Raw genomic sequence first — 24,547 nt, 5'->3', positions numbered from 1 at the left:
GCTAGTGAAACGCCCGTCACCGTTCCAGGGGGTGCGCGGCGACCGTGCGCCGCGCCATCAGGATCGAGAGCCAGGCGTGGACCCGCGCGTCGGGCTCGCAGCCGCAGCCGTCCCACGGGTGCAGCAGGTCGGCGTACCAGGCGGCCTCGGTGCGGGCGTCGTCGACGAGCTCGTCGCCTCCGCGGGAGGCCAGCGCCATCTCGCAGGCGGCACGCACCCGCCACACCCACAGCCGCTCCAGCACCGTCACGCCGGAGGACTCGTCGGTGCCGCGCGCACGGTTACGCCCGCGGGGTCACGATCCGGAGACCTCGATCACGACCTTGCCGACGGCGGCTCCCGAACGCAGGTGCTCCACCGCGGCCGGGGCCTCCTCCAGACCGACGACGCGGTCGACGGTGGCGCGCACCCGGCCGTCGCCGACGAGGTCGAGGACGGGCGTCAGCGCCGCGGCGACCGCGGCGCGCTCGTCGGCGGTGCGGACGCTGAACGTCGTGCCGATCAGGTGCAGCCGCCGGAACGACAGCGTGTTCAGGTCCAGCGTCGCCGACGGCCCGGCGAGGCGGCCGATCTGCACGACGGTGCCGCCGATCCGGACGGCGGGCAGCGCGGCGGCCAGGTGGTCGCCGCCGACGAGGTCCAGCACGACGTCGACCTCGGTGGGGAGGCCGGCCAGCCCGCGGGTGCCGACGAGCGGGTGCGCCCCGGCCGCGGCGAGGGCGTCGCGCTTGCCCGGCGACGTCGTCGTCGCGAACACCGGGTCGGCGCCGAGCGCGGCGGCCAGCCGCACCGCGACCTGCCCGACCCCGGTGGTGCCGCCCAGGACGAGCACCGCGCCCGCGCCGTCGAACCCGGCCTGGGTGACGAGCGCGTCGTGCACGGTCTCCAGCGCCACGGGCAGCGCGGCGGCCCCGGTCCAGGACAGCCCGGCCGGGACGGCGAGCGCGCGGCGCGCGTCGACGACGGCGTACTCGGCGAAGGCCGCGGCCGCCGTCGCGAACACCCGGTCCCCGAGCCCGCGCCCGGCGGTGCCCGGGCCGGCCGCGACGACCTCGCCCGCCAGCTCCATGCCGGCGGTGAACGACCCGTCGGCCGCCGCGTGCGGGACGGGGTAGCCGCCGCGCAGCGCGAGCAGGTCGGCCCGGTTCACCCCGGCCGCCCGCACCCGCACCAGCAGCTCACCGGGCCCCGGCTCCGGGACGGCCGCCTCGGCGACCTCCCAGATGCCGGCGCCGGAACGGCCGCGCAGGACCCGCATCACTTCTTCCGCGGCCGCTTCTCCCGGACCCGGACCGAGACCCGGATCGGGCTGCCGCCGAACCCGAACTCCTCGCGCAGCCTGCGCTCGACGAACCGGCGGTACCCGGCCTCGAGGAAGCCGCTGGTGAACAGCACGAACGTCGGCGGGCGGGTCTGCGCCTGCGTCGCGAACATGATCTTGGGCTGCTTGCCGCCACGGACCGGCGGCGGCGTCGCCGCGACGAGGTCCTTGAGCCACTGGTTGAGCCGGCCGGTCGGCACGCGGGTGTCCCAGGACGCCAGCGCCCGGTCCAGGGCGGGCGCGATCCGCGACGTGGCGCGCCCGGTGAGCGCCGAGACGTTGACCCGCTCCGCCCACCGCACACTGATCAGGTCGCGCTCCAGCTCGCGGGTGAGCTGGTGGCGGCGGTCCTCGTCGACCTTGTCCCACTTGTTGAACAGGATGACCAGGGCGCGGCCGGACTCGGCGACCATCGTCAGCACCCGCTGGTCCTGCTCGGCGATCGGCTCGGACGCGTCGATCAGCACCAGCGCGACCTCGGCCGCCTCGACCGCCGAGCTCGTGCGCAGCGAGGCGTAGTACTCCATGCCCGACGCCATCTTGACCCGCTTGCGCAGCCCGGCGGTGTCGACGAAGCGGTAGACCCGCCCGTCGAGCTCGACGAGGGAGTCGACCGGGTCGACGGTGGTGCCGGCGACGTCGTGGACGACCGAGCGCTCCTCGCCGGCGAGCTTGTTCAGCAGGCTGGACTTGCCGACGTTGGGCTTGCCGACCAGCGCGACGCGGCGCGGCCCGGAGCCGGAGGCGCCGAAGTCGTCGCGCGGGGTCTCCGGGAGGATCTCCAGGATCGCGTCGAGCAGGTCACCGGAGCCGCGCCCGTGCAGGCCCGACACCGGGTGCGGCTCGCCGAGCCCGAGCCGCCACAGCTCGGCGGTGTCGGCGGTGAGCCGGTCGTCGTCGACCTTGGTCGCGGCGAGCATCACCGGCACGTCGGCGCGGCGCAGGACCCGGGCGACGGCCTGGTCGGTGGCGGTCGCGCCGACCGAGGCGTCGACGACGAGCAGCACCGCGTCGGCGAGGCGCATCGCGGTCTCGGCCTGGCGGGCCACGAAGGCCTGCAGGCCGGCGGCGTCGGGCTCCCAGCCGCCGGTGTCCATCAGCTTGAAGCGGCGGCCGTTCCACAGCGCGTCGTAGACGACGCGGTCGCGGGTCACGCCCGGCACGTCCTGCACGACCGCCTCGCGGCGGCCCAGCATGCGGTTGACCAGCGTGGACTTGCCGACGTTGGGCCGGCCGACGACGGCGAGGGTCGGGGTCGCCAGCACCTCGTCGGGGTCGATGCCCGCGGTGACGCGGCCCTCCTCGTCGACCGCGACGAACTCGGCCGGGTCGAGGCCCAGCCGCTCCATCTCGGCGCGGTCGGCCAGGTCGCCGATCTCCACGCCCGTGCCGAACTCGTTCTCGCTCACTGCTCTCTCACGTCCCCGGCCACCTCGGCCGTATAGCTCTCCAGTTCGCGGACCAGGGTCCGCAGGGCCGTCGCGACCTCGGTGGTCGCGGCGGCCAGGCCGTCCCGCCCGGGTGCCGACGGCGCCGGCAGCGGCTCGCCGACCAGCACCTCCACCCGGGGGCGGAACCGGCGGCCGGCCCCGTCCGGGCGGCGGGTGCCGCGCACCGCCACCGGCAGCAGCGGCGCCGACGACGCCCGCGCCAGCCACGCCGCCCCCTGCCGGGCCGCGCCGACCCCGCCGGCGACGTCGCCGGAGCCGCGGGTCCCCTCCGGGAACACCGCGACCATGCCGCCGTCGCGCAGCACCGCCAGTGCCGTGGTGAGCGGCCGCCGGTCGACGACGGCACGCCGCACCGGCACCTGCCCGATCAGCCGCAGCAGCGGCCCCAGCGGGCCGCGGAACATCTCCGCCTTCACCAGGAACACCACGCGGCGCCCGAACATGCCGAACAGCAGCGGCCCGTCGACGAACGCGCTGTGGTTCGCGACGAGCACCACCGGCCCGTCGGCCGGGATCCGCTCCGGGTGGTGCACCCGGACCCGGTAGAACGGGGCCCACAGCCACGTCCCGATCCAGCGGGCCAGGTCGTGCAGCCACCCGAGGGCGTCCTGGGGCAGTGCACGCGCCCGGCTCACCCGTCCAGCCCCCGGGCGGCGACGAGCTCGCGCAGCCGGGCCAGCACCGCGTCCGCGGACAGGTGGTCGGTGTCGAGCACGAGCGCGTCGGCCGCCGCGTAGAGCGGCGACACCCGGCGCGAGGAGTCGAGCCGGTCCCGGCGCTCGACGTCGGCCAGCGTGACGTGCAGGTCGGCCTTGCGGCCCGCCTTCTCGTCCTGTCGCCCGCGCCGAGCCGCGCGGACCTCCGGCGACGCCGTCAGGTAGACCTTGAGCGGCGCGTCCGGCACCACCACGGTACCGATGTCGCGCCCCTCGACCACCATCCCGCCACCGCCGTCGACGGCCGCGCGGATCAGCGCGTGCTGGCGGGCGACCATCTCGGCGCGCACCTGCGGCACCGCCGAGACCGCCGAGACGAAGCCGGTGACCTCCGGGCCGCGGATCGGGCCGGAGACGTCCTCGCCGTCGAGGGTGATCGACGGCGACGCCGGGTCGGTGCCCGACTCCAGCCGGGCCGCGACGGCGACGCGCGCGATCTCGTCCTCCCCGGCGCCCTCGCCGAGCCCCGCCCGCAACGCGGCGAGCGTCGCGGCGCGGTACATGGCCCCGGTGTCGAGATAGGCCGCCGAGCAGGCCTGCGCCAGCCGTCGCGAGACGGTCGACTTGCCCGTCCCGGACGGACCGTCCATCGCGACGACGCCCCGCAAGGCCACCTGGATCCCCCACACTGTCGAGTTGCTGCGTCCGGCATTGTCGCCGGTCGGCCTGCGCCACGACGGGGCGGGGTGTCCTACTGGGGCAGATCGGTGCGCAGTGCGCGGGCCCCGTGCAGGTAGACGTGCCGCATGGCCGAGCGCGGCTTCGGGGTGTCGACGTGGGCGAGCAGCCGCAGCACCCGCGGCAGCGCGCCGGGCACCGACATCTCGGTGGCGCACATGAGCGGCACGTCGGTCAGCCCGAGCAGCCGCGCGGCGTAGGCGGGGAACTCCGCGGTGAGGTCCGGCGTCGCGGTGAACCAGATCGAGATGATGTCGTCGGAGACGAGCTCGTTGCGCTCCAGGACCGCGGTGACCAGCTCCGCGGAGCGGTCGAGGATCTGGGAGCGGTCGTCGGCGTCGACCTGGGTGGCGCCGCGCAGCGCGCGCACCGCCATCAGAGCCCGACCGCCTTGTACAGCGCGCCGACCTCGACGCGGTCGAGCGGGCGGAGCTTGCCGGGCCGCTGGTTGCCCAGCCGGACCTCGCCGACCGCGGTGCGCACCAGCCGCTGCACGGGGTGGCCGACCTCGGCCAGCATCCGGCGCACGATGTGCTTGCGGCCCTCGTGCAGCACGAGCTGCACGGTCGAGCGGCCCGGCACGGCGTCGACGAGCTTGAACGCGTCGACGCGGGCGAGGCCGTCCTCCAGCTCGACGCCGTCGCGCAGCCGCCGGCCCAGGTCGCGGGCGATCTTGCCCTCGATCTCGGCCAGGTAGGTCTTCGGCACCTCGTAGGACGGGTGCATCAGCCGGTGGCCGAGCTCGCCGTCGTTGGTGAGCAGCAGCAGGCCCTCGGTGTCGGCGTCGAGGCGGCCGACGTGGAAGAGCCGCTGCGCGGAGTTCATGATCTCGACGCGGTCGGCGAGCAGGTCGCCGATGCAGGGGCGCCCCATGTCGTCGGACATCGTCGAGTGCATCCCGGCCGGCTTGTTCAGCGCCAGGTACACCTGGTCGTCGCGCAGGGTCACCCGGGCGCCGTCGACGTGGACGACGGCGGTGTCCGGGTCGATCCGGCGGCCCTGCTCGCGGACGGTCTCGCCGTCCACCTGCACGCGGCCCTGCGCGATGAGGTCCTCGGCCGCACGCCGGGAGGCGACGCCCGCGCGGGCCAGCACCTTCTGGAGCCGGACGCCGTCGGGGTCGTGTGTGTTGCTCATGGTGATCAGTGTTCCAGGTCGTCGATGGCGTCGATGTCGGGCAGCAGCGGGGCCAGCGGCGGCAGCTCCTGCACCGAGGACAGGCCGAGCCGTTCCAGGAACAGCTCGGTGGTCCGGAACAGGGTGCCACCCGTCTGTTCCTCGGTGCCCGCCTCCTCCACCAGGCCGCGGGTGAGCAGGGTGCGCAGCACCCCGTCGCAGTTGACGCCGCGCACCGCGGACACCCGCGCCCGGGTGACCGGCTGGCGGTACGCGACGACGGCGAGGGTCTCCAGCGCGGCCCGGGTGAGCCGGGCGCGCTGGCCGTCCATGAGCATCTTCTCGACGTAGGGGGCGTAGCGGTCGCGGGTGTAGAACCGCCAGCCCTCCCCCGCGCGCCGCAGGTCGATGCCGCGCCGGTCGGCCGTGTAGGCCAGCGCCATGCGGTGCAGCGTCTGCCGGATCCGTGACGGCGTCTGGTTCAGCGCGGTGGCCAGCGACGCCTCGTCGACGGGGGCGTCGACGACGAGCAGCAGCGCCTCCAGCGCGTGCTCGAGCTCGGCGTCGTCGGCGAGCTCGTGGAAGTCGGGTTCCTCGGGCTCGGCACCGTCCGCCCCGGGGTCGTCGGGCGTCGCGACATCGTCGTCCGCGGTGCCGTTCCGCAGCTCCCGATCCCCGGCCGGACCGTCGGTGGGGGTGTGCGCCGGCGGATCGGGGGCCGGGTGCGGGGGCGGGGTGGCGTCCGGGGGCGGGGTGGCGTGGGGGCTGCGCGGGACCGTCCGCCCGATGAGGCGCAGCAGCTCGGACGGGTCCTCCGGGTCGGCGGAGCCCGGCCGGTCGTCCGGCTCGGTCACCGCCGGGCCCCGGCACGGTCCGCGTCGGGGGCCTCCCCGGCGTCGTCGTCCCCGTCGGGGTCGGTGCCGGCCTCGGCGTCGTCGACCCGGTTCTTCTTGCGGCGCCGCCGGTTTCGGGCCCGCACGGCCTCCTCGGCGGCCGCGGCCTCGTCCTCCAGCGCGGCGGCGTAGGCGACGGGGTCGTCCTCCCGGTCGGCGGTCCAGGTGACGGTCAGGTCCGCGAACGGCTCCGGCTGCTCGAGGGCGACCGAGCGCTCCCGGTACAGCTCCAGCAGCGCCATGAACCGGGCGATGACCTCCAGCGTCGCGACGCAGTCCGCGGTCAGCTCCGCGAAGCTGGCCGACCCGGCCAGCGCGAGCCGCTCGCGCAGCACGGCGGCGTGCTCGGGCACCGACACGTGCACCGCGTGCAGGTGGTCGACCCCGACCTCCGCGGGCGGGCGGGGCCGGAACACCGTCGCGGCGAGCTCGGCGAACGCCTGCGCGTCGACGCCGAGCAGCACCTCGGGCAGCAGGTCGGCGTAGCGGTCCTCGATCGCCACCGAGCGCGGGAAGCGGCGCATCGCCCCGTTCTCCAGCTCGACGAACAGCTGCGCGGCCTCCTTGTAGGCGCGGTACTGCAGCAGCCGGGCGAACAGCAGGTCACGGGCCTCGAGCAGGGCGAGGTCGTCCTCGTCGTCGACCTCGGCGCCGGGCACGAGCCGGGCCGCCTTGAGATCGAGCAGGGTCGCGGCGACGACGAGGAACTCGGTGGTCTCGTCGAGGTCCGCGTCGTCGCCGAGATCGGCGAGGTGGGCGATGAAGTCGTCGGTGACCTTGTGCAGGGCCATCTCGGTGACGTCGAGCTCGTGCTTGCCGATCAGCTGCAGCAGCAGGTCGAACGGGCCCTCGAAGTTCGCCAGCCGGACCGTGAACCGCCGCCGGGGCGACGGCTCCAGGCCCTCGGGGGCGCCGTCGGCGAGCAGCGTCACCGGGCGATGACCTCGCGCGCGAGCATCCGGTAGGCGTCCGCGGCGTAGGACGTCGGCGCCCACGTCGTGATCGGCTCGCCGGCGACGGTGGTCTCGGGGAACTTGATCGTCCGGTTGATGACGGCGTCGAACACCTTGTCCCCGAACGCCTCCACCACGCGGTCGTGGACCTCGCGGGTGTGCAGGGTGCGGGTGTCGAACATCGTCGGGAGCACCCCGAGCAGGGTGAGGTCGGGGTTGAGCCGCTCGGTGACCTTGCCGATCGTGTCCATGAGCAGGGCGACACCGCGCAGCGAGAAGAACTCGCAGGCCAGCGGGATCAGGACCTCGTCGGCGCAGGCGAGGGCGTTGATCGTGAGCAGGCCCAGCGACGGCTGGCAGTCGATGAGCACGATGTCGTAGTCGGGCAGGAACGGCTTGAGCGCCCGCCCGAGCGCCTGCTCGCGCCCGACCTCGGTGACGAGCTGGACCTCGGCGGCGGACAGGTCGATGTTGGACGGCAGCAGGTCGAGGTTCTCGACCCCGGTGTCCTGCAGCACCTCGCCGGACTCGACGCCGCGCTCCATCAGCAGGTTGTAGACGGTCGACTCCAGCTGGTGCGGCTGCACCCCGAGCCCCACCGACAGCGCACCCTGCGGGTCGAAGTCCACGAGCAGGACACGGCGGCCGTACTCGGCCAGCGCGGCGCCCAGGTTGATCGTCGACGTGGTCTTCCCGACGCCGCCCTTCTGGTTCGCCACGGCGATCACGCGGGCGGGGCCGTGCACGGTCAGCGGCGCCGGCTGGGGGGCGCGTGCGCTGGTGGTCTGGGTGCCTCGCCCGTGATCCGGCGCGGGCTCGTCGCTCGGGTCGTCGAGCCTGGCCTGGGCCTCCGGCCGCGTCGGGTTCATGCGGTCTCCGGTCTCGTCGCGGGTACCGTGCCGGGTCGGACGGACCCGACCGGGCCCCGACCGCACTGCAGGAAACGTCCCCACGTGCGGCGACGCGCCCGTCGGGCCGCGTCGCGGTATGGATGTCGGCTCACCCTACCCGCGGTCCCCCGTGGTTCCGCGTCGGTGTGCCCGGCGTGTCGCCCCCGTCAGGCGGCCGGCAGGACCGAGACCCCGCCCGCGGTGCTGCGGGCGCTGATCCGGTGGTCGGCGCCGGGCTGGTCGGGCACCTGCACCGTGGTCGAGCCGGCGGTCGTCGCGGCGGTGACCTCGTAGGCCGGTCCGACCGGGACCCGCACGACGACCTCGCCGGCGGTGGACTCGGCGGTGACGTCCGCGGCGGCCGCGGCGAAGGTCAGGTCCACCCCGCCGGCGCTGGAGGACGCGCGCACGTCGCCCGGCCCGAGGCCGCTGCCGCCGACCTCCCCCGCCGAGGACCGCAGGTCCAGCGCACCGGTCAGCCCCTGCACCTCGATGCCGCCGGCGGCGAGCTCGGCCCGTGCCGAGGCCGTGGCGGGCGCGGTGACGACGAGCCCGGCCTGGCAACGCTCGCCGCCCCGGTCCGGGCAGCGGACGGTGATGCGCAGGACGTCGCCGTCGAGCCGGTGCTCGACCTGCGGCCGCGCGTCGCCGGTCCAGCGCAGGTCCTGCGCCACCGACGCCCGGTCGCCCGCGACGAGGCGCAGCGCACCGGCGTCGGAGTCGACCTCGACCCGGGCCACCGTCCCGTCGACCGTGTCGGTGACCGACTCCTGCCCGGCCGCTCCGGTGCCGCCCACCGCACCGCACCCGGCCAGGAGGAGTCCCGCCACCGCCGCCGTCACCCACGCTCCGTACCGCATGGGGTCCGCAACGTAGTGGACCGCGGCGTCAGCCCCGGGCGCGGGGGTGCGCGGTCGCGTAGACCTCGCGCAGGGTGTCCACCGTGACGTGGGTGTAGATCTGTGTGGTCGCGACGCTGGCGTGCCCGAGCAGCTCCTGCACGACGCGGACGTCGGCGCCGCCGGAGAGCAGGTGCGTCGCGAAGCAGTGCCGCAGGGTGTGCGGGGAGACGGCGGCGACGACCGCGCCCGGCAGTCCGGACGCCTCGGCCGCGCCGCGCAGCACGTGCCAGGCGCTCTGCCGGGACAGGCGGTTGCCGCGCGCGTTGAGCAGCAGCGCCGGGCTGCCGGTGCCGCGGGCGGCCAGGTCGGGCCGGGCGCGGACCCGGTACGCGTCGACGGCGGCGAGCGCAGGCCGCCCGACCGGCACGATCCGCTGCTTGTTCCCCTTGCCGCGCAGCAGGATCGTCCGCGCCCCGGGGTCGAGGTCGTCGAGGTCGGCGCCGACGGCCTCGGAGATCCGCGCCCCGGTGGAGTAGAGCAGCTCCAGCAGCGCACGGTCCCGGAGCCCGACCGGGCCGTCGGAGACGCAGCCGGCCAGCAGCTGGTCGACCTGGTCCACCGACAGCGCCGTCGGCAGCCGCGAGCCGAGCGCGGGCGGTGCGACGCCGGCGGCCACGTCGACCGGCACCAGTCCCTCGCGCAGCGCGAAGCGGTGCAGCCCGCGCACCGCGGCCAGCGCCCGCGCCGCCGAGGACGCCGCCAGCGGCCGCTCCCCGGTCCGCAGCGCGGTCACGAACCCCGCGACGTCGGCCTCGCGCACCGCGGGCGGGTCGGTGCGGCCGAGCCCGTCGAGGTGGCCCAGGTAGCGCTCCAGGTCGAGCCGGTAGGAGCGCAGGGTGTTCTGCGCCCGCCCCCGCTCGACGGCCAGGTGGCCGAGGTAGTCCTCGGCCACCCGGCGCATCGTGGGCACTGTCAGCCCCGCAGGGCGGGGACGACCTCGCGCTCGAACAGCTCGATCCCGGACCGGTCGTAGGCGGCCTCGGGGAAGTAGAAGATCCCGTAGCTCATGCCGACGTCCTGCAGGGCGGCCAGCTTCTCCACGATCTGCTCCGGCGTCCCGACGCCCGGCAGCCCGCGGAAGGCGCCCAGCGCGCCCTCGGCCTTCTCCCGGCCGACGACCGGCTCGAGGCGGGCGACGAGCTGCGCGAGCCGGTCCTCGACCTCGGCCTCGGTGCTGCCGATCGCGACGTTGTAGTTCGCGGAGCGGACGATCGCGTCGTAGTCGGTGCCGAGCTCGCGGCAGTGGTCGGCCAGGATCGCCGACTTGTGGCGGAAGCCGTCGAAGGTGCCGTCGAAGTTGGTGTACTGCGCGTACTGCGCGGCGATCCGCAGGGTCACCTTCTCGCCGCCGCCGGCGATCCAGAGCGGGATGCCGCCGTCCTGCAGGGGCCTCGGCGCGACGATCGCGCCGTCCACCCGGTAGTGCCGCCCGTCGAGGGTGGCCCGGCCCTCGCGCCAGCCCTGGCGCATGATCTGCACGCCCTCGTCGAGCATGGCCAGGCGCTCGCCGGGGCGGGGGAAGCCGTAGCCGTAGGCCCGCCACTCGTGCTCGTACCAGCCGGCGCCGATGCCCATCTCGACGCGGCCCTTCGAGATCACGTCGGTGGTCGCCGCGACCTTCGCCAGGTAGGCGGGGTTGCGGTAGGCCATGCAGGTGCACATCTGGCCGAGCCGCACCCGCTCGGTGACGGCGGCGAAGGCGGCCATGAGGCTCCACGCCTCGTGGCAGGCCTCGTCGGTCGGCTCGGGGACGGTGTGGAAGTGGTCGTAGACCCAGACCGACTCCCAGCTCTCGCCCCGGTCGGCGTGCTCGGTCAGGCCGCGCATGACGTCCCACTGGGCGGCGGGGTCGATGCCGACGAGGTCGAGACGCCAGCCCTGGGGCACGAAGAGTCCGAAGCGCATGGGGCGAGCGTAGGACCGCGCCGTACGGCGGGCGCGCCCGCTCCCCCGCTACGGTCGGGCCATGAGCACGGACCCGATCGGATACGCCGAGCAGGAGGAGGCCGTCCGCGCGCTGTCGCGGCACTACACCGGCGGCCGTCTCGACGTCGACGCGTTCGACGAGCGGGTGCGCCGCGCGCGGTCCGCGACGACACGGCCGGAGCTGGCCGTGCTGTTCTCCGACCTGCCCGAGCCGCACCCGGCCGCCCCGGAGGACGGCGACACCACCGCCGCCGCGTCGGCGGGCCCGTCGACCGGCCCGACGGACGGCGACACCGCGACCACGCCCGGCACCCCGGCGGGCGAGGGCGAGCGGACCGCCCGGCTCGCCGTGCCGGACCCGACGCGGGAGACCCCGCGGCCGGACCCGTCGGGCCACCCGGCGGCAGGTCCGTACCCCGACCGGACGCCGACCGGCACGACCCGCCCGCCCTGGCCCGGCCCGTACGGCGACACCGGCTTCCCGGCGGGCACCGGACCGGGCCCGTACCCGGGCGGCCCCGGACCGGCCGGCGGCGCGCCGTGGGCCGGCGGCCAGTGGTCCGCGGCGCCGCCCGCCTGGGCCGGCGGGCCGCAGCCGTACCCGGGGGCCGCGTACCCGCCCCACCCGGGCCCGCCCGCCTACGGCGGCTACGACCCGGCGGCGCCCTTCGGCCGCGAGCCGTACTCGGGACTGCCCTACTCGGACAAGCAGAAGGTCGTCGCCGGCCTGCTGCAGCTGTTCCTGCCGATCGGGATCGGCCGCTTCTACTCCGGCCACATCGGACTGGCGATCGCCCAGCTCGTCGTCACGTTCGTGACGCTGGGCTTCGGCGCCGTCTGGTCGTTCATCGACGGCATCGTGATCCTCGCCGGGTCGCCGCGCGACCCCGACGGGCGCCCGCTGCGGCCCTGAGGCCCTACTCGTCGGCGCGGCGGGCGAAGCGGAACGGGCGGTCGACCCACTCGGCCTCGACCGGGCGCGGGTCGAACTCCCCCGCCAGCACCGCACGGGCCGCGAGCAGACCGGCGCAGGACACCGCGTTCACGATCTCCCCGGCGAACACCATCCCGACCGCCTCGGCGATCGGGACCCAGCGCAGCTCGAGGTCGGCCTCCTCGTCGTCGCCCAGCTCGGGGCGGTCCTTCTCGACGAGGTCGCGCGCGAGGTAGATGCGCACCGACTCGTCGGAGAAGCCGGGCGAGGGGACGACGTCGAGCAGCACCGACCAGTCCGACGCGGACAGCCCGGCCTCCTCGGTCAGCTCCCGGTCCGCGGTGACGGCCGGGTCCTCCCCGGCGACGTCGAGCAGGCCGGCGGGCAGCTCCCACAGCCGTCGCCGCACCGCGTGGCGGTACTGGTGCAGCATCCGCACGCGCTGCGACTCGTCGACGGCGACGACCGCCACCGCGCCCGGGTGCTCCAGGATCTCGCGGGTCGCGACCCGGCCACCGGGCATCACGACCCGGTCGGACCGCAGCGCCATGACGCGCCCCGAGTAGATGTCGGTGGCCGAGCGGACCGGGAAGTCGTGCTCACCGGGTCGGGTCACCGGGTCACCGCCCGGCACGTGCGCGATTCGATCACCCGCCGAACAGTAGTCGCCCGGCAGCGGTCCGCGAGGCGGCTGCGGGTGTGCGGGCGGCCCGCCGCGCCGGACGGCGCGGGCCGCACCGGTGCGGTGCGGCCCGTGCCGTTCAGCGCGTGCGCTCGGCCGGGACGGCGCCGTTGCCGGTCGCGGCGACGACGGCGTCGTCGCCCTCGACGGCCTCGGCGGCGTCGTCGGTGTCGCTGTCGCGGCCCGGCAGCCGCACCGGCAGCCGGTCCTCGGCGCGGTAGCGCAGCGCCGCCTTGACGAACGCGGCGAACAGCGGGTGCGGGCGGGTGGGCCTGCTCTTCAGCTCCGGGTGGGCCTGGGTGCCGACGAAGAACGGGTGCTGCGCGGCGGGCAGCTCCACGAACTCGACCAGGGTGCCGTCCGGCGAGGTGCCGAACACCAGCCCGGCCTCGGTGAGCCGCTGCCGGTAGGCGTTGTTGACCTCGAAACGGTGCCGGTGGCGCTCGGAGATCTCCCGCGAGCCGTACGCCTTCGCCGCCACCGAGCCCGGCTGCAGCACCGCCGGGTAGGCGCCCAGGCGCATGGTGCCGCCCATGTCGCGCTCGCCGGCGACGACGTCGCGCTGGGTCGCCATCGTCGAGATGACGGGGTGCTCGGTGTCCGGGTCGAACTCCGTCGAGCTGGCGCCGTCGAGGCCCGCGACCTGCCGGGCGGTCTCGATGACCATGCACTGCAGGCCCAGGCAGAGCCCCAGGGTGGGGATGCGACGGGTCCGGGCGTGGGTGATCGCGCCGAGCTTGCCCTCGATGCCGCGGATGCCGAACCCGCCCGGGACCAGGACGGCGTCGACGCCGTCGAGGGCCTCGGCCGCACCGGCCGGGGTCTCGCAGGTGTCCGACGGGACCCAGCGGATCGCGACCTTCGCGTGGTGGGCGAAGCCGCCCGCGCGCAGTGCCTCGGTCACCGAGAGGTACGCGTCGGGCAGGTCGACGTACTTCCCGACGAGCGCGATCGTCGCGGTCTCGCGCGGGTGGTGGACGCGGTCGAGCAGGTCGCCCCACACGGTCCAGTCGACGTCGCGGAACGGCAGCCCGAGCCGGCGCACGACGTAGGCGTCGAGGCCCTCGCCGTGCAGCACCTTCGGGATGTCGTAGATCGACGGGGCGTCCGGGCAGGCGGCGACACCGTCGAGCTCGATGTCGCACATCAGCGAGATCTTGCGCTTCATGCCCTCGGGGATCTCGCGGTCGGCGCGCAGGACGACGGCGTCGGGCTGGATGCCGATGTTGCGCAGCGCCGCGACCGAGTGCTGGGTCGGCTTGGTCTTCAGCTCGCCCGACGGCGCCAGGTAGGGCACCAGCGACACGTGCAGGAAGAAGCAGTTGTCCCGGCCGACCTCGTGGCGCACCTGACGGGCGGCCTCGACGAACGGCAGCGACTCGATGTCGCCGATGGTGCCGCCGACCTCGGTGATGACGACGTCGGGGGCCAGGCCCTCGGCGTCGGGCTCGGCCATCGCGAGGACGCGGTCCTTGATCTCGTTGGTGATGTGCGGGATGACCTGCACGGTGTCGCCCAGGTACTCGCCGCGGCGCTCCTTGGCGATGACCTCGGAGTAGACCTGGCCGGTGGTGACGTTGGCCCGACCGGCGAGGTCGCGGTCGAGGAACCGCTCGTAGTGCCCGATGTCGAGGTCGGTCTCCGCACCGTCCTCGGTGACGAACACCTCGCCGTGCTGGAACGGGTTCATCGTCCCGGGGTCCACGTTGAGGTAGGGGTCGAGCTTCTGCATGGTGACGCGAAGCCCGCGCGCGGTGAGCAACTGACCGAGACTGGAGGCGGTCAGGCCCTTGCCCAGCGAGGACGCGACCCCACCGGTGACGAACAGATGACGGGTGGCGCGAGTCTGCACGGAGTTTCAGCCTACCGATCGGTCAGGGGGACGCGGGAACCGGCCCCGTGGTGCCGTCTCCGGAGCCGTAGCGACCGGTCCCCCCGCCCTGGCGTTCGGCGAGCGCGAGCACGGTCGCGACGCGCCCGGCACCGGTGCCGACGCCGTCGACGGTCGCGAGCCGGGACCCGCCGGTGCCGCCGGCGCGGGCGGCGGTGACGGCCGACCCCGGAGCGGCGTCGCGCCCGGCGAGGACCGCTCCCCCGCCGCGCCGGTCGAGCTCGGCGGCCAGTGCGGTGGCGGTGGCGGCCGAGGCGGAGGCGTCGACTCCGGAGTAGCCGCTGCCGGTGACGACGACGGCGAGCCGGCCGGGTGCCGGGGTGGCGGCCGGGGTCTCGGCGAAGCCGCCCGCGGCGAGCCCGGCGAGCACCGCGCCGCTGCGGGCCGGGTCGGGGGCCGCGCCGTCGGGCGGGGACAGCAGTGCGGCGCCGAGCAGGCCGCCGGCCAGCGCACCGGCCTCCGAGGAGGACGGAAGCTGGGCCCCGGCGGGCAGCAGCCGCGCCGAGAGGTCCCGCAGCGCGTCGGCACGGGCCGGGTCGGTGACGGCCGGGGTGAGTACGACGTCACCGGCCACGGTGCCGCCGGCGGCGACGACGAGCTCGGAGACCGCGCGGGTGTCGGCCGGGTCGGCGCCGAGCGCGATCACCGTGACTGGCACGCCGTCGAGCCGTCCGCGCACCAGGTCCGGCCCGACGCGGCCGGCGAACTCGTCGGCGCCGCGCAGCTGCGCGGCGAGGGAGTCGCGCTCGGCCCGCAGCGCGTCGGTGTCGCTGCGCGACGTGCTCGCGGCGGCCGCGTCCGCGATCCGCTGCGGCACCCCGACCGCGGCCAGCGCGAACCCGGCCGCGAGGGCGAGCACGAACACCGCGGCAAGCGCGATCCGGTGGTGGCGCCGCGAGATCACGCCGGGAACCACCCGGAGACCCAGGACCGCACGGTCGCGAACACCGCGCCGGCCCAGTCGAGCACCGCCGGACCGCCGCCGGACACCAGTACCGCGACGACGACGGCGACGACCGCGGCCGCGATGAGCAGCAGCAGCGGCGCGAAGGAGGTCCGGCTGCGGTACATCTGGGCGATCATCACGCCGTCGACGACGGTGCCCCCGGCCTGCAGGCGGGTCAGGAAGGTCGAGGCGTTGCTGCCGGAGCGGCCGCGGTCGAGGAACTCCGCCATCGACGCCGACAGCCCCACGGTGACGATCATCGACGCGCCCCGGTGGTGGGCGAGCAGCAGCGCGAGGTCCTCCGGGTTGGCCATCGACGGGAAGGTCACCGCGCTGGCCCCGAGGTCCTGCACCCGGTGCAGCCCGGGGGCGTGCCCGTCCGGGAACGCCGGGACGACGACGTCGGCGCCGCAGGTCAGCGCCTGGTTCGACACCTCCGACGGGTCGGCGACCACGAGGTCGGGCTTGTACCGGGCCGCGACCAGCGCGTCGGCACCCGCCCCGACACCGACCAGGACCGGCCGGTACTCCTTGATGTAGCCCTTGAGCTGCTTGAGCACGGAGACGTGCTCGAACCCCGCGGCGACGACGAGCACCGGGCGCCCGTCGAGGTCGACGTCGACCTCGGGCACCCCGTGGCCGTCGAGCAGCAGCGACCGCTCGCGCCGCATGAACTCGGTGGTGTTCGCGGCGAACGCCTCGAGCTGGTGGGTGAGCCCCTGCTTGGCCTCGTCGAGGGCGTCGGCGACGGTGTCCTCGGTCTGCTCGCGGCCCTCGCACAGCGGCTGCTCACCGGTGTAGAGGACGCCGTCGTGCAGGCGGACCCTGATGCCGTCCTTGACCGCGCGCAGCGTGTCGGGCCCGCAGTCGTCGACCAGCGGGATGCCCGCCTCGACGAGCACCTGCGGTCCGAGGTTCGGGAACCGCCCGGAGATCGACGGAGCGGCGTTGACGACGGCGGCCACCCGCGCGGAGACGAGTGCGTCCGCGGTCGCGCGGTCGAGGTCGACCTGGTCGATGACGGCGATGTCGCCGGGCCGCAGCCGCCGCAGCACGTTCTCCGTACGGCGGTCGGCGCGCGCCGGGCCGGTCAGGCCCGGCAGCTCCGGTCGGGAACGGTGCAGCAGGCCGGACAGCTTCATGGGCCGCACTGTGACAGGTGGGACGCCCGTGACCACGCAGGCACGCCGCGCGAGATCCCGACGTCACCGGCACGGACGACCGCCGCGGGGCAGCTCGTGCCCACCCCGGCCCGGGGGCTCAGCCGGCGCGGGCGACGCGGCGCCGGCGGGTCCCGCCCGCGGTCTGCGCCGCCCCCGTCCGCGGCGTGCCGGCGCGGCGGGACCGGGCCGCGGCGAGGTCGGCCGGGCGTGCGGCGGCCCGGTCGGCCTCGCGGTGCGCGGTCGCCGCGGTGCGCAGCTCCTCCGCGTGCGCCCGGCCGGTGTCGGTGTCGTCCATCCCGGCCAGCATCCGGGCCAGTTCCTGGGTGCGCTCCTCGTCGCTGAGGCGGCGCACGCTGGAGCGGGTGACGCCCTCGCCGGAGGCCTTCTGCACCACGAGGTGACGGTCGGCGTAGGCCGCCACCTGCGGCAGGTGGGTGACGACGATGACCTGGTGGCGCGACGCCAGCTGCGCCAGCCGGCGGCCGATCTCGACGGCGGCGCGGCCGCCGACCCCGGCGTCGACCTCGTCGAACACCATGGTCGGCACCGGGTCGGCACCGGCCAGCGCGACCTCCAGCGCCAGCATCACCCGCGACAGCTCACCGCCCGAGGCGCCCTTGTGCAGCGGCTGCGCCACCGCGCCGGAGTGCGGGACGAGCCGGATCTCGACCTCGTCGACGCCGCTGGACCCGGCCTGACAGCGCCGCCCGCCGACCTCGAGCACCGGGCCGGCGTCCGCGGCGGCCCGCGGCAGCACCGCGACCTGCAGCGTGGCGTCCTTCATCGCGAGCCCGGCGAGCTCGGCGGTGGTGGCCTCGGCGAGCCGCGCGGCGGCCTCGGTGCGGGCCGCGGTGATCTCGGCGGCGTGCCCGGCGAGGTCGGCGGCGAGCGCGTCGCGCCGGGCGGACAGCTCGGCGAGGGCCTCGTCGGACGTGTCGAGCCCGGCCAGGCGCTCGCGCGCCGTCGCGGCCCACGCGAGCACCCCGTCGGTGTCGGCGGCGTACTTGCGGGTGAGCGCCTTGAGCTCGGCCTGCCGGGTCAGGACCCGGGAGAGCTGCTCCGGGTCCGCGTCGAGCCGGTCGAGGTACCCGGACAGCTCGGCGGCGGCGTCGGCGAGCACCGCGATCGCCTCGGTCAGCCGCGGGCCCAGCTCCTCCAGGGCCGGGTCGCCGCTGCCCTCCGCGAGCCCCTTCGCGTGCCCGGCGAGACCGACCGCGCCCGGGGTGTCCCCGTCGTCGGAGCCGGACAGTGCCAGCCGGGCGCCCTCGGCGGCCGCGCGCAGGTCGTCGGCCTCGGCCATGCGGCGGGCCTGCTCGACGAGCTCGCGGTCCTCCCCCGGCTGCGGCTCGGCGGCCTCGATCTCGGTGAGCCCGTGCCGCAGCAGGTCGGCCTCCTGCGCGAGCCGGCGGGCGTTGTCGCGGCGCTCGGCGAGCTCGGTGACGACCTCGAGCCACTCGGTGCGCACGGACCGGTAGGAGGCCAGCGGGACCGCGACCGGGTCACCGGCGAAGCGGTCGAGCAGGGCCCGCTGGTCCGAGCCGCGGAGCAGGCGCAGCTGGTCGTTCTGTCCGTGCACCGCGAGCTGGCTCTCGGCGAGACGCCCCAGCACGCCGTTCGGGACGGAGCGGCCGCCGAGGTGGGCACGGGACCGTCCATCGGCCGAGACGGTCCGGGCGGCGATGAGCGACCCGTCGTCGTCGGCCTCGGCGCCCACCTCCTCGGCCAGCTCCAGCGCGCCCGGTGAGGCCGCGAACCGCCCCTCCACCACCGCGCGCCGCGCGCCCGCCGACACGCGCGAGGACTCCGCACGGCCGCCACCCAGCAGGTTCAGCCCGGTCACGACCATGGTCTTCCCGGCGCCGGTCTCCCCGGTGAGCACGGTCAGGCCCGGGTCGAGTTCCAGGGTCGCGTCGTCGATCACGCCGAGTCCCTGGATCCGCATCTCGGACAACATGGGTGGGACCATACGTTCGAACACCGACAACGGACGGGGCCCGACACGCGGCCGGCACCGAACGGATGTTCCCGTGCGCCGAGCGGTCGATCAGGCGTTCGAAGACGGGGGTTGCGTGCGGGCGCCGCGCCAGCCGCGTACGGGCAGGTCGAACTTGCGCACGAGCCGGTCGGCGAAGGGCTGCGCGGCCAGGCGGACCATCCGCACCGGCTCGTGGGCGCGGCGCAGCTCGACGCGCGCCCCGGGCGGCACGGACACGGTGCGGCGTCCGTCGCAGTCCAGCACCGCGGACGGGCCGTCGGCGGACACCTCGATCGCGACGGTGCTCTCCGGGGCGATCACCATCGGCCGGGCGAACAGCGCGTGTGCGTTGCTGGGCACCACCAGCAGCGCCTGGACCTGGGGCCACACCAGCGGCCCGCCCGCGGAGAAGGCGTAGGCCGTCGACCCGGTGGGGGTGGAGCAGAGCACGCCGTCGCAGCCGAAGGAGGACACCGGGCGGCCGTCGACCTCCAGGACGACCTCCAGGATCCGTCCGCGGGTGGTCTTCTCCACGACCGCCTCGTTCAGCGCCCACGCCCGGCCGAGGACCTGCCCGGCGGAGGTGACGACGGCCTCCAGCGTCGTGCGCTCCTCGACCTCGTAGTCACCGTCGGCGAGCTTCTGCAGCGCCTCGGGCAGCGTGTCCTCCTCGGCCTCGGCGAGGAACCCGACGTGACCGAGGTTGACCCCGAGCAGCGGGACACCGGCGGGCCGGGCGAGGTCCGCGGCGCGCAGCAGGGTGCCGTCCCCGCCGAGGACGAGCACGGCCTCGGCGCCCCGCGCGCACTCCGGGCTGCCCGGCACCGGGACCGGCGCGAGCCCGGCGGGCACGTCGGGGTCCGCGGCGAGCTCGGCCCACTCGTCGGCGAGCACCCGGGTGCGCAGGCCGAGCCGGCCGAGCTCCCCCATCACGTGCAGCGCGGTCTTGCGGTTGGTGGGCCGCCCGGTGTGCAGGACGAGCAGGACGTCCCTCATGCCGGTCCGTCCGCCACGGCGGCGGCCAGCAGCGGCCCGAGCTCCGCGCCCACCGGCTCGGGTGCGTCGTCGCCCCCGGCGGGGCGGCGCAGGTGCAGGAAGTACTCGACGTTGCCCGACGGTCCGGGCAGCGGGCTCGCGGTGGCGCCGAGTACGCGCAGGCCGAGGCCGGCCGCGGCGGTCGCGACGCCGTGCAGCGCCTCGGTGCGCAGCGCGGGGTCGCGGACGACCCCACCGGACCCGAGCCGGTCCTTGCCGACCTCGAACTGTGGTTTGACCATGGGCAGCAGGTCGCCTCCGGGCGCGGTGCACGCGGCGAGCGCCGGGAGCACGGTGCGCAGCGAGATGAACGACAGGTCGGCGACGGTCAGGTCGGCCGGACCACCGATCTGCTCCGGTTCCAGGGCCCGCACGTTGGTGCGGTCGTGCACGTGGACCCGCTCGTCGGACTGCAGCCGCCAGATCAGCTGGCCGTAGCCGACGTCGACCGCGACGACCTCGGCCGCGCCGCGGGTGAGCAGGACGTCGGTGAACCCGCCGGTGGAGGCACCGGCGTCGAGGCAGCGGCGCCCGGCGGGGTCCACGGAGGTGAACGCGTCGAGGGCGCCCAGCAGCTTCTTCGCGCCGCGGGAGGCCCAGTCGGGCTCGCCGTCGTCGTCCGGGCGGACGACGACCGGGGCGTCCCGGTCCACGACCGTCGCCGGCTTCCCGGCGGGCATCCCGTTGACGACGACGCGGCCGGCCGCGATCAGCTCGGCGGCCTGGCCGCGGGAGCGCGCCAGCTTGCGGCGGACGAGCTCGGCGTCGAGCCGTGCGCGGGTGGGGGCCACCGTCACTCCCGTTCCGCGCCGGCGCCCAGCGCGCGGCCGAGCGCGGCGTGCACCCGCTCGAAGGCGGCCGGGTGCTCGGCGACGGGACGGTCGTCGAGTGCGTCGAGCGCGGTCACCGCGGCGTCGACCTCGGCGCGCAGGGCGGCGACCGGGCGCTCGGCGCCGGGCCGGGGGTCGCCCGGGCGCGGGCCGGGGGCGGGAACGGTCATCGAGGATCTCCGGGGACGGGGTTCTGACGCCACGGTAGCCGACGGTCCCGGCGGCGGCCGGGACGCGCCGTCACCGTCCTGCCCGGTCCGCCAGGCCGAGCTCGCGCAGTGCCGTCGCGGCCGCGGAGCCGTCGCCGCGGACGTCGTCGGTGCCGTGCTCCCAGGCCGCGGCGCACAGCGCCCGCAGCGCGTCGACGGCGGGTTCGTCACCGGTGCCGTCGCCGGTGAGGACGAGCGTGGCGCCGTCGAGGGTGACGTCCCAGCCCGGACGCGGGCCGGGGGCGAGGTCGTCCGGGTCACGGGTGAGGGCCGCGAGGTCGGTCCCGATCCAGGTCGGGCGCAGCTTCGGGCGCGCGGCGAGCAGCTCGGCGGCGCCGCTGACGCCGGTGAGCACCAGCAGCGACGGCGCGCCCATCGCGTGCGCGCCCTCGATGTCGGTGTCGAGCCGGTCCCCGACGACGAGGGGGCGCCGCGCGTCCCCGCAGCCCTCGCGCAGCAGCCGCGCCGCCGGCTTGCCCGCGACCTGCGGCTCGACGCCGGCGGCGGTCCGGACGACCTGGACCATCGAGCCGTTGCCGGGCAGCGGTCCGCGCTCGGTGGGCAGCGTGAGGTCGACGTTGGACGCGACCCACACCGCGCCGGCGCGGATCGCGACGACCGCCTCGGCGAGCACCCGCCATCCCGTGTCGGGCGAGTGCCCCTGGACGACGGCGTCGGCGTCCGCGGCGCCGTCCACGACGGTCAGGCCGCGGGCCCGGACCTCGTCGGCCAGCGCCGCGGTGCCGACGACCAGCACCCGCGCCCCGGACGGCAGCTGCTCGGCGAGCATGGCCGCCGCGGCCTGGGAGCTGGTGCGCACGTCCTCGACACGTGCCGGGAACCCCAGCTCACGCAGGTGCGCCGCGACGTCGCCGGGACTGCGCGAGGCGTTGTTGGTGACGTACACCGTGGGGACGCCGCGGTCCGCGGCGCCGCGGACCGCCTCGACGGCCCCCGGCACGACCTCGGGGCCCCGGTAGAGGGTGCCGTCGAGGTCGGCCAGGAGGACGTCGTGGCGGGAGAGCAGGTCGTCGGTCACCGGTCGGACGTCCCCGACGCGGTGCCGGGCCCGGTGCCGTCGGCCGGGGTGGCCGGTGCGGTTCCGGTGGGCGCGGGGCCGGTGGGCTCCGCGGTGGTCCGGTCGACCTCGTCCGCCGGGCCGCTGTCGGCCGCAGCCGTCTCCCGGGCGGCCGGGGTGGCGGCCTCCGCCGTCGTGCCGCCCTCCGCAGCGTCCTCTTCCGTGGTGTCGGCGTCCGCGGTGTCGGCGTCCTCGTCGAGCGGCGCGGACGGGCGGATCGGACCGTCGCCCACCGGCGCGTCCTCCCAGCCGATCGCGAGGTCGTCCTCGGAACCGGGGAGCTCCTCGCCGGTCAGCTCCGCGATGCGGGCGGCGGCGTCGGTCTCGTGGCGCGGGTCGGCGTCGTGGGCGTGCACGAACCACTGCACGGCCTCGGCCTCGCGTCCGGCGGCGAGCAGGTTGTCGGCGTAGGCGTAGAACAGCCTGGCGCTCCACGGATCCCGACGCGCCGGGTCGAGCTCGGGGACCTGCAGCCCGACGACGGCCGCGCCGGTCTCCCCCAGGTCACGCCGCGCCCCGGCGGCGACGATCAGCAGCTCGATGCGCTCCTCGTGGCCGAGGTTGCGGGCCTCCGGGCTGCGGGCGAGGTCGAGGGCCCGCTCCGGGCGCCCGAGCGCGCGCTCGATGTCGGCCATGACGTGCACGTGCCCGGGCCCGCCACCCATGCGACGGGCGGCGCGGAACTCGCCGAGGGCCTCGTTCCACTCCCCCGCGTGGTAGGCGACGATGCCCGACGCCTCGCGGACGACGGCGATCCGGGAGGCCCGGCGACGCGCGTAGCGCACGTGCTCGAGCGCCAGCTCCGGCTCCTCGTCGACGAGGACACCGGCGGCCACGAGGTGACGCGCCACGACCTCGGCGGTCTCCTTCTGCAGCCCGCGCAGGTCCGCGCGCACGCTCGCGTCCAGGTCGGACGCCGAGACCGAGTCGGGCAGGTCCGGCTCGGCCACGAAGGTGCGCTCGGCCGACTCCGGGATGCGACGCGGACGGGAGTCGCGGTCGCGGCGCTCGCCACGGTCGTCGCGCCCGCCACGGGGGCCGCGGTCGTCGCGACCCGACCGTGCGCCGCGGTCGTCGCGACCGGAGCGCGGGCCGCGGTCGTCGCGGTCGCGACGGGGACCGCGGTCCTCACGGCCCCGGGGGGCACGCCGGTCGTCACCGCGGTCCTCGCGACGGTCGTCGTCCCGGCGCACCGGACGCTCGCCGCTTCCGCTCGGCGTGTGCGCAGCGTCCTCGCGAGCGGCGGTGTCGCCGTCGGCGAAGCGCGGCATATCGCCGGTGGCGACGGGCTCGGTCGCGTCGCCCGCGCCGGCGGGGGCGTCGACGGTCGCCGACGCCGCCACGGGCTCGGTGTGCGTCACCTCGGTGTCGCGCGCCGCGGCCGAGGTGCCGCCCCCGGTCGTCCCGGTCGTCCCGATCACCGGCTCGGCGGGCCCGGACGGCGCCTCCGAGGTGGCGGTCCCGGCCACCGGGGCCGGCGCCGGGCTCACGACGTCGTCCGAGGACCGCAGCGCGTCCCGGTCGTCACGCGGATCCTGCTGGTCCGGTCCTGCGGTCAGCGCGTCCCGCACGTCCGCCGGGCGCCGCCCGGCGTCGCGGTCGTCGCGTGCGCGGTACGGACGGCTCGCGCGGTCCTGGACGGGACGGCCGCCACGCTCGTCGCGGTCGCGGTACGGGCGGGTGCCGCGCTCGTCGCGGTCCCCGGACCGGCGGTCCGCACGGTCGTCCCGGCGCCCGCCTCGGTCGTTCCGGTCGTTCCGGTCGTTCCGGTCGCGGTAGGTGCGGCCGCCACGGTCGTCGCGGCCCCCCGGGGACCGGTCCGCGCGGTCGTCACGCCCGCGGAAGGAGCGGGCACCGCGGTCGTCGCGGTCGCCGTAGGACCGGCTGCCGCGGTCGTCGCGGTGGGTGCGCGGACCGCGGTCGTCCCGGCCACCGTCCCGGTCGCGGTCCCCAAAGGAGCGGGGGCCACGGTCGTCGCGGTCGCGGAACGGGCGCCCGCCCCGGTCGTCCCCGGCGCGCTGCGGGCGGCCGCCCCGGTCGTCCCGGTCACGGAACGGACGACCTCCACGCTCCGCCCGGTCGCCGGCAGGACGCCCACCGCGGTCGTCACGATCGAACCGCCGCGTGCCGCGCGCGTCCCGGTCGCCGTACGGCCGGCCGCCGCGGTCGTCGCGGTTGCCGGAGGGGCGCCCGCCACGGTCGCCGAAGGACCGGCCGGCGCGGTCGTCCCGGTCGCGGTACGCGCGGGGACCGCGGTCGTCACGGTCCCCCGACGGACGCGGGCCGCGGTCGTCCCGGTCCCGGAACGGACGGCCGCCACGCTCGCCGCGATCGCCGAACGCCCCTCCGCCCGACGGCCGGTCCCGCCGGTCGCCGGACGGGCGTCCGCCGCGGTCGTCACGGTCACGGAACGGACGGCTGCCGCGCTCGTCGCGATCACGGAAGGACCGGCGCTCGTCGCGGCCGCGGTCGTCACGGTCGCGGGTGGGACGGCGGTCGTCGCGCCCGCCCCGTGCACCGTCGCGCGACGCCGATCCGCCGCCGCGTCGGTCGTCGCGGAACCCGCCGTCGCGTCCTCCGCGGTCCGACCAGCCGCCGGCACCGCCGCGGCGCTCACCCGAGCGCCCACGGTCGTCACGCGGCCGGTCGCCACCGCGGCGCTCGCCCCGGTCGTCCCGACGCGAGCGGTCGTCGCCGTCGCGGCGCCGTCCCCGCTGGTCGTCTCCGCGGGACCAGCCCGATCCGCGGTCCCCGCCTGCCCGGCCGTTGCCGGGACGTTCCCCGTCCGTCACGTGGTCAGGGTACAAACGAACACCGTCACTTCCGCGGTCGAGGACCGCACCGGGCGAACCGTGCCGCGTCACGCGGTGACCACGGCCGCACACATACGAAAAAAGGGGAGTCCGCAGCGGCTCTACACCGTTGCGGACTCCCCTTTCTGAGGTTGAATGTCGGCGG

The 24,547-nt window shown here is 76.3% G+C and carries 24 protein-coding genes; 1 reads left to right on the top strand and 23 read right to left on the bottom strand.

What is annotated here, in order from left to right; all coding sequences use genetic code 11:
* Window positions 1–16: 16 nt before the first annotated feature.
* From WJX68_RS24885 to WJX68_RS24825, 13 genes are all read right to left on the bottom strand, one after another.
* Window positions 17–250, bottom strand: a complete 234-nt coding sequence (locus tag WJX68_RS24885) for a hypothetical protein (protein WP_340295371.1) — start codon at window positions 248–250, stop codon at window positions 17–19.
* 45 nt (window positions 251–295) lie between these two features.
* Entirely contained in the window at window positions 296–1,258 is a 963-nt protein-coding gene (locus WJX68_RS24880) for a quinone oxidoreductase family protein (RefSeq protein ID WP_340295369.1), read from the bottom strand.
* Window positions 1,258–2,670 carry a ribosome biogenesis GTPase Der gene (der, locus tag WJX68_RS24875; protein ID WP_340295373.1) on the bottom strand — a complete coding sequence of 471 codons (1,413 nt, stop codon included), beginning with the start codon at window positions 2,668–2,670 and terminating at the stop codon, window positions 1,258–1,260. The genes WJX68_RS24880 and der overlap by 1 nt, the downstream gene beginning before the upstream one ends.
* A gap of 56 nt (window positions 2,671–2,726) precedes the next feature.
* Entirely contained in the window at window positions 2,727–3,407 is a 681-nt protein-coding gene (locus WJX68_RS24870; protein ID WP_340295367.1) for a lysophospholipid acyltransferase family protein, read from the bottom strand.
* The gene (cmk, locus tag WJX68_RS24865) at window positions 3,404–4,078 is read right to left on the bottom strand and encodes a (d)CMP kinase (protein WP_340295365.1); all 675 of its coding nucleotides are present in this window, start codon (window positions 4,076–4,078) and stop codon (window positions 3,404–3,406) included. The genes WJX68_RS24870 and cmk overlap by 4 nt, the downstream gene beginning before the upstream one ends.
* A 101-nt stretch (window positions 4,079–4,179) precedes the next feature.
* Window positions 4,180–4,542, bottom strand: coding sequence for a chorismate mutase (gene aroH / locus WJX68_RS24860; protein ID WP_340295363.1), 363 nt, complete (start codon window positions 4,540–4,542; stop codon window positions 4,180–4,182).
* Window positions 4,542–5,303, bottom strand: coding sequence for a pseudouridine synthase (locus WJX68_RS24855; protein ID WP_340295361.1), 762 nt, complete (start codon window positions 5,301–5,303; stop codon window positions 4,542–4,544). Before WJX68_RS24855 ends, aroH begins: the two co-directional genes overlap by 1 nt.
* 5 nt (window positions 5,304–5,308) lie before the next feature.
* On the bottom strand, window positions 5,309–6,136 hold the full coding sequence (scpB, locus tag WJX68_RS24850) for an SMC-Scp complex subunit ScpB (RefSeq protein WP_340295359.1): 828 nt from the start codon (window positions 6,134–6,136) through the stop codon (window positions 5,309–5,311).
* Window positions 6,133–7,107, bottom strand: a complete 975-nt coding sequence (locus WJX68_RS24845) for a segregation and condensation protein A (protein ID WP_340295357.1) — start codon at window positions 7,105–7,107, stop codon at window positions 6,133–6,135. The genes scpB and WJX68_RS24845 overlap by 4 nt, the downstream gene beginning before the upstream one ends.
* Entirely contained in the window at window positions 7,104–7,997 is an 894-nt protein-coding gene (locus WJX68_RS24840; RefSeq protein ID WP_340295355.1) for a ParA family protein, read from the bottom strand. Before WJX68_RS24840 ends, WJX68_RS24845 begins: the two co-directional genes overlap by 4 nt.
* 188 nt (window positions 7,998–8,185) lie before the next feature.
* Complete coding sequence (locus tag WJX68_RS24835) at window positions 8,186–8,815, bottom strand: DUF4097 family beta strand repeat-containing protein (protein ID WP_340295353.1); 630 nt, start codon at window positions 8,813–8,815, stop codon at window positions 8,186–8,188.
* A 91-nt stretch (window positions 8,816–8,906) separates the two neighbouring features.
* On the bottom strand, window positions 8,907–9,821 hold the full coding sequence (locus tag WJX68_RS24830; protein ID WP_340295351.1) for a site-specific tyrosine recombinase XerD: 915 nt from the start codon (window positions 9,819–9,821) through the stop codon (window positions 8,907–8,909).
* A gap of 11 nt (window positions 9,822–9,832) precedes the next feature.
* Window positions 9,833–10,825: an LLM class F420-dependent oxidoreductase gene (locus tag WJX68_RS24825; protein ID WP_340295349.1), complete on the bottom strand. Its 993-nt coding sequence runs from the start codon at window positions 10,823–10,825 to the stop codon at window positions 9,833–9,835.
* A gap of 61 nt (window positions 10,826–10,886) precedes the next feature.
* Between WJX68_RS24825 and WJX68_RS24820 the strand changes: the two genes are divergently transcribed.
* A complete protein-coding gene (locus WJX68_RS24820) occupies window positions 10,887–11,759 on the top strand; it encodes a DUF1707 domain-containing protein (RefSeq protein ID WP_340295347.1) in 873 nt (290 codons plus the stop codon).
* Between the two features lie 4 nt (window positions 11,760–11,763).
* On the opposite strand, the gene WJX68_RS24815 is transcribed toward WJX68_RS24820, so the two are convergent.
* The 10 genes from WJX68_RS24815 to WJX68_RS24770 form a co-directional block, all read right to left on the bottom strand.
* Window positions 11,764–12,396 carry an NUDIX domain-containing protein gene (locus tag WJX68_RS24815; RefSeq protein WP_340295345.1) on the bottom strand — a complete coding sequence of 211 codons (633 nt, stop codon included), beginning with the start codon at window positions 12,394–12,396 and terminating at the stop codon, window positions 11,764–11,766.
* Window positions 12,397–12,541: 145 nt separating this feature from the next.
* Complete coding sequence (locus WJX68_RS24810; RefSeq protein ID WP_340295343.1) at window positions 12,542–14,314, bottom strand: CTP synthase; 1,773 nt, start codon at window positions 14,312–14,314, stop codon at window positions 12,542–12,544.
* A 22-nt stretch (window positions 14,315–14,336) separates the two neighbouring features.
* On the bottom strand, window positions 14,337–15,257 hold the full coding sequence (locus WJX68_RS24805) for a copper transporter (RefSeq protein WP_340295341.1): 921 nt from the start codon (window positions 15,255–15,257) through the stop codon (window positions 14,337–14,339).
* Window positions 15,254–16,441, bottom strand: a complete 1,188-nt coding sequence (gene steA / locus WJX68_RS24800; protein WP_340295339.1) for a putative cytokinetic ring protein SteA — start codon at window positions 16,439–16,441, stop codon at window positions 15,254–15,256. The genes WJX68_RS24805 and steA overlap by 4 nt, the downstream gene beginning before the upstream one ends.
* 118 nt (window positions 16,442–16,559) lie before the next feature.
* On the bottom strand, window positions 16,560–18,416 hold the full coding sequence (recN, locus tag WJX68_RS24795; RefSeq protein WP_340295337.1) for a DNA repair protein RecN: 1,857 nt from the start codon (window positions 18,414–18,416) through the stop codon (window positions 16,560–16,562).
* Window positions 18,417–18,506: 90 nt separating this feature from the next.
* Window positions 18,507–19,433: an NAD kinase gene (locus tag WJX68_RS24790; protein WP_340295335.1), complete on the bottom strand. Its 927-nt coding sequence runs from the start codon at window positions 19,431–19,433 to the stop codon at window positions 18,507–18,509.
* Complete coding sequence (locus WJX68_RS24785; protein ID WP_340295333.1) at window positions 19,430–20,263, bottom strand: TlyA family RNA methyltransferase; 834 nt, start codon at window positions 20,261–20,263, stop codon at window positions 19,430–19,432. Before WJX68_RS24785 ends, WJX68_RS24790 begins: the two co-directional genes overlap by 4 nt.
* Before the next feature lie 2 nt (window positions 20,264–20,265).
* Complete coding sequence (locus WJX68_RS24780; protein WP_340295331.1) at window positions 20,266–20,472, bottom strand: hypothetical protein; 207 nt, start codon at window positions 20,470–20,472, stop codon at window positions 20,266–20,268.
* Between the two features lie 70 nt (window positions 20,473–20,542).
* The gene (locus WJX68_RS24775; protein WP_340295329.1) at window positions 20,543–21,550 is read right to left on the bottom strand and encodes an HAD-IIA family hydrolase; all 1,008 of its coding nucleotides are present in this window, start codon (window positions 21,548–21,550) and stop codon (window positions 20,543–20,545) included.
* Window positions 21,547–23,079: a hypothetical protein gene (locus WJX68_RS24770; RefSeq protein WP_340295327.1), complete on the bottom strand. Its 1,533-nt coding sequence runs from the start codon at window positions 23,077–23,079 to the stop codon at window positions 21,547–21,549. The genes WJX68_RS24775 and WJX68_RS24770 overlap by 4 nt, the downstream gene beginning before the upstream one ends.
* Window positions 23,080–24,547 lie beyond the last annotated feature (1,468 nt).

This window comes from Pseudonocardia spirodelae, from assembly GCF_037727765.1.
Taxonomy (GTDB): domain Bacteria; phylum Actinomycetota; class Actinomycetes; order Mycobacteriales; family Pseudonocardiaceae; genus Pseudonocardia; species Pseudonocardia spirodelae.
Note: the sequence above shows the minus strand (reverse complement) of the source record. Positions and strands in the feature narration are given on the sequence as shown.

Bases quoted from the DNA above. Each gene is read 5' to 3' on its own strand.
- WJX68_RS24880 (WP_340295369.1), bottom strand. From the start codon at position 1,258: ATGCGGGTCCTGCGCGGCCGTTCCGGCGCCGGCATCTGGGAGGTCGCC.
- der (WP_340295373.1), bottom strand. From the start codon at position 2,670: ATGGAGCGGCTGGGCCTCGACCCGGCCGAGTTCGTCGCGGTCGACGAG.
- cmk (WP_340295365.1), bottom strand. From the start codon at position 4,078: ATGGACGGTCCGTCCGGGACGGGCAAGTCGACCGTCTCGCGACGGCTG.
- aroH (WP_340295363.1), bottom strand. From the start codon at position 4,542: ATGGCGGTGCGCGCGCTGCGCGGCGCCACCCAGGTCGACGCCGACGAC.
- WJX68_RS24855 (WP_340295361.1), bottom strand. From the start codon at position 5,303: ATGAGCAACACACACGACCCCGACGGCGTCCGGCTCCAGAAGGTGCTG.
- WJX68_RS24840 (WP_340295355.1), bottom strand. From the start codon at position 7,997: ATGAACCCGACGCGGCCGGAGGCCCAGGCCAGGCTCGACGACCCGAGC.
- WJX68_RS24830 (WP_340295351.1), bottom strand. From the start codon at position 9,821: ATGCGCCGGGTGGCCGAGGACTACCTCGGCCACCTGGCCGTCGAGCGG.
- WJX68_RS24825 (WP_340295349.1), bottom strand. From the start codon at position 10,825: ATGCGCTTCGGACTCTTCGTGCCCCAGGGCTGGCGTCTCGACCTCGTC.
- WJX68_RS24820 (WP_340295347.1), top strand. From the start codon at position 10,887: ATGAGCACGGACCCGATCGGATACGCCGAGCAGGAGGAGGCCGTCCGC.
- steA (WP_340295339.1), bottom strand. From the start codon at position 16,441: ATGAAGCTGTCCGGCCTGCTGCACCGTTCCCGACCGGAGCTGCCGGGC.
- recN (WP_340295337.1), bottom strand. From the start codon at position 18,416: ATGTTGTCCGAGATGCGGATCCAGGGACTCGGCGTGATCGACGACGCG.
- WJX68_RS24790 (WP_340295335.1), bottom strand. From the start codon at position 19,433: ATGAGGGACGTCCTGCTCGTCCTGCACACCGGGCGGCCCACCAACCGC.
- WJX68_RS24780 (WP_340295331.1), bottom strand. From the start codon at position 20,472: ATGACCGTTCCCGCCCCCGGCCCGCGCCCGGGCGACCCCCGGCCCGGC.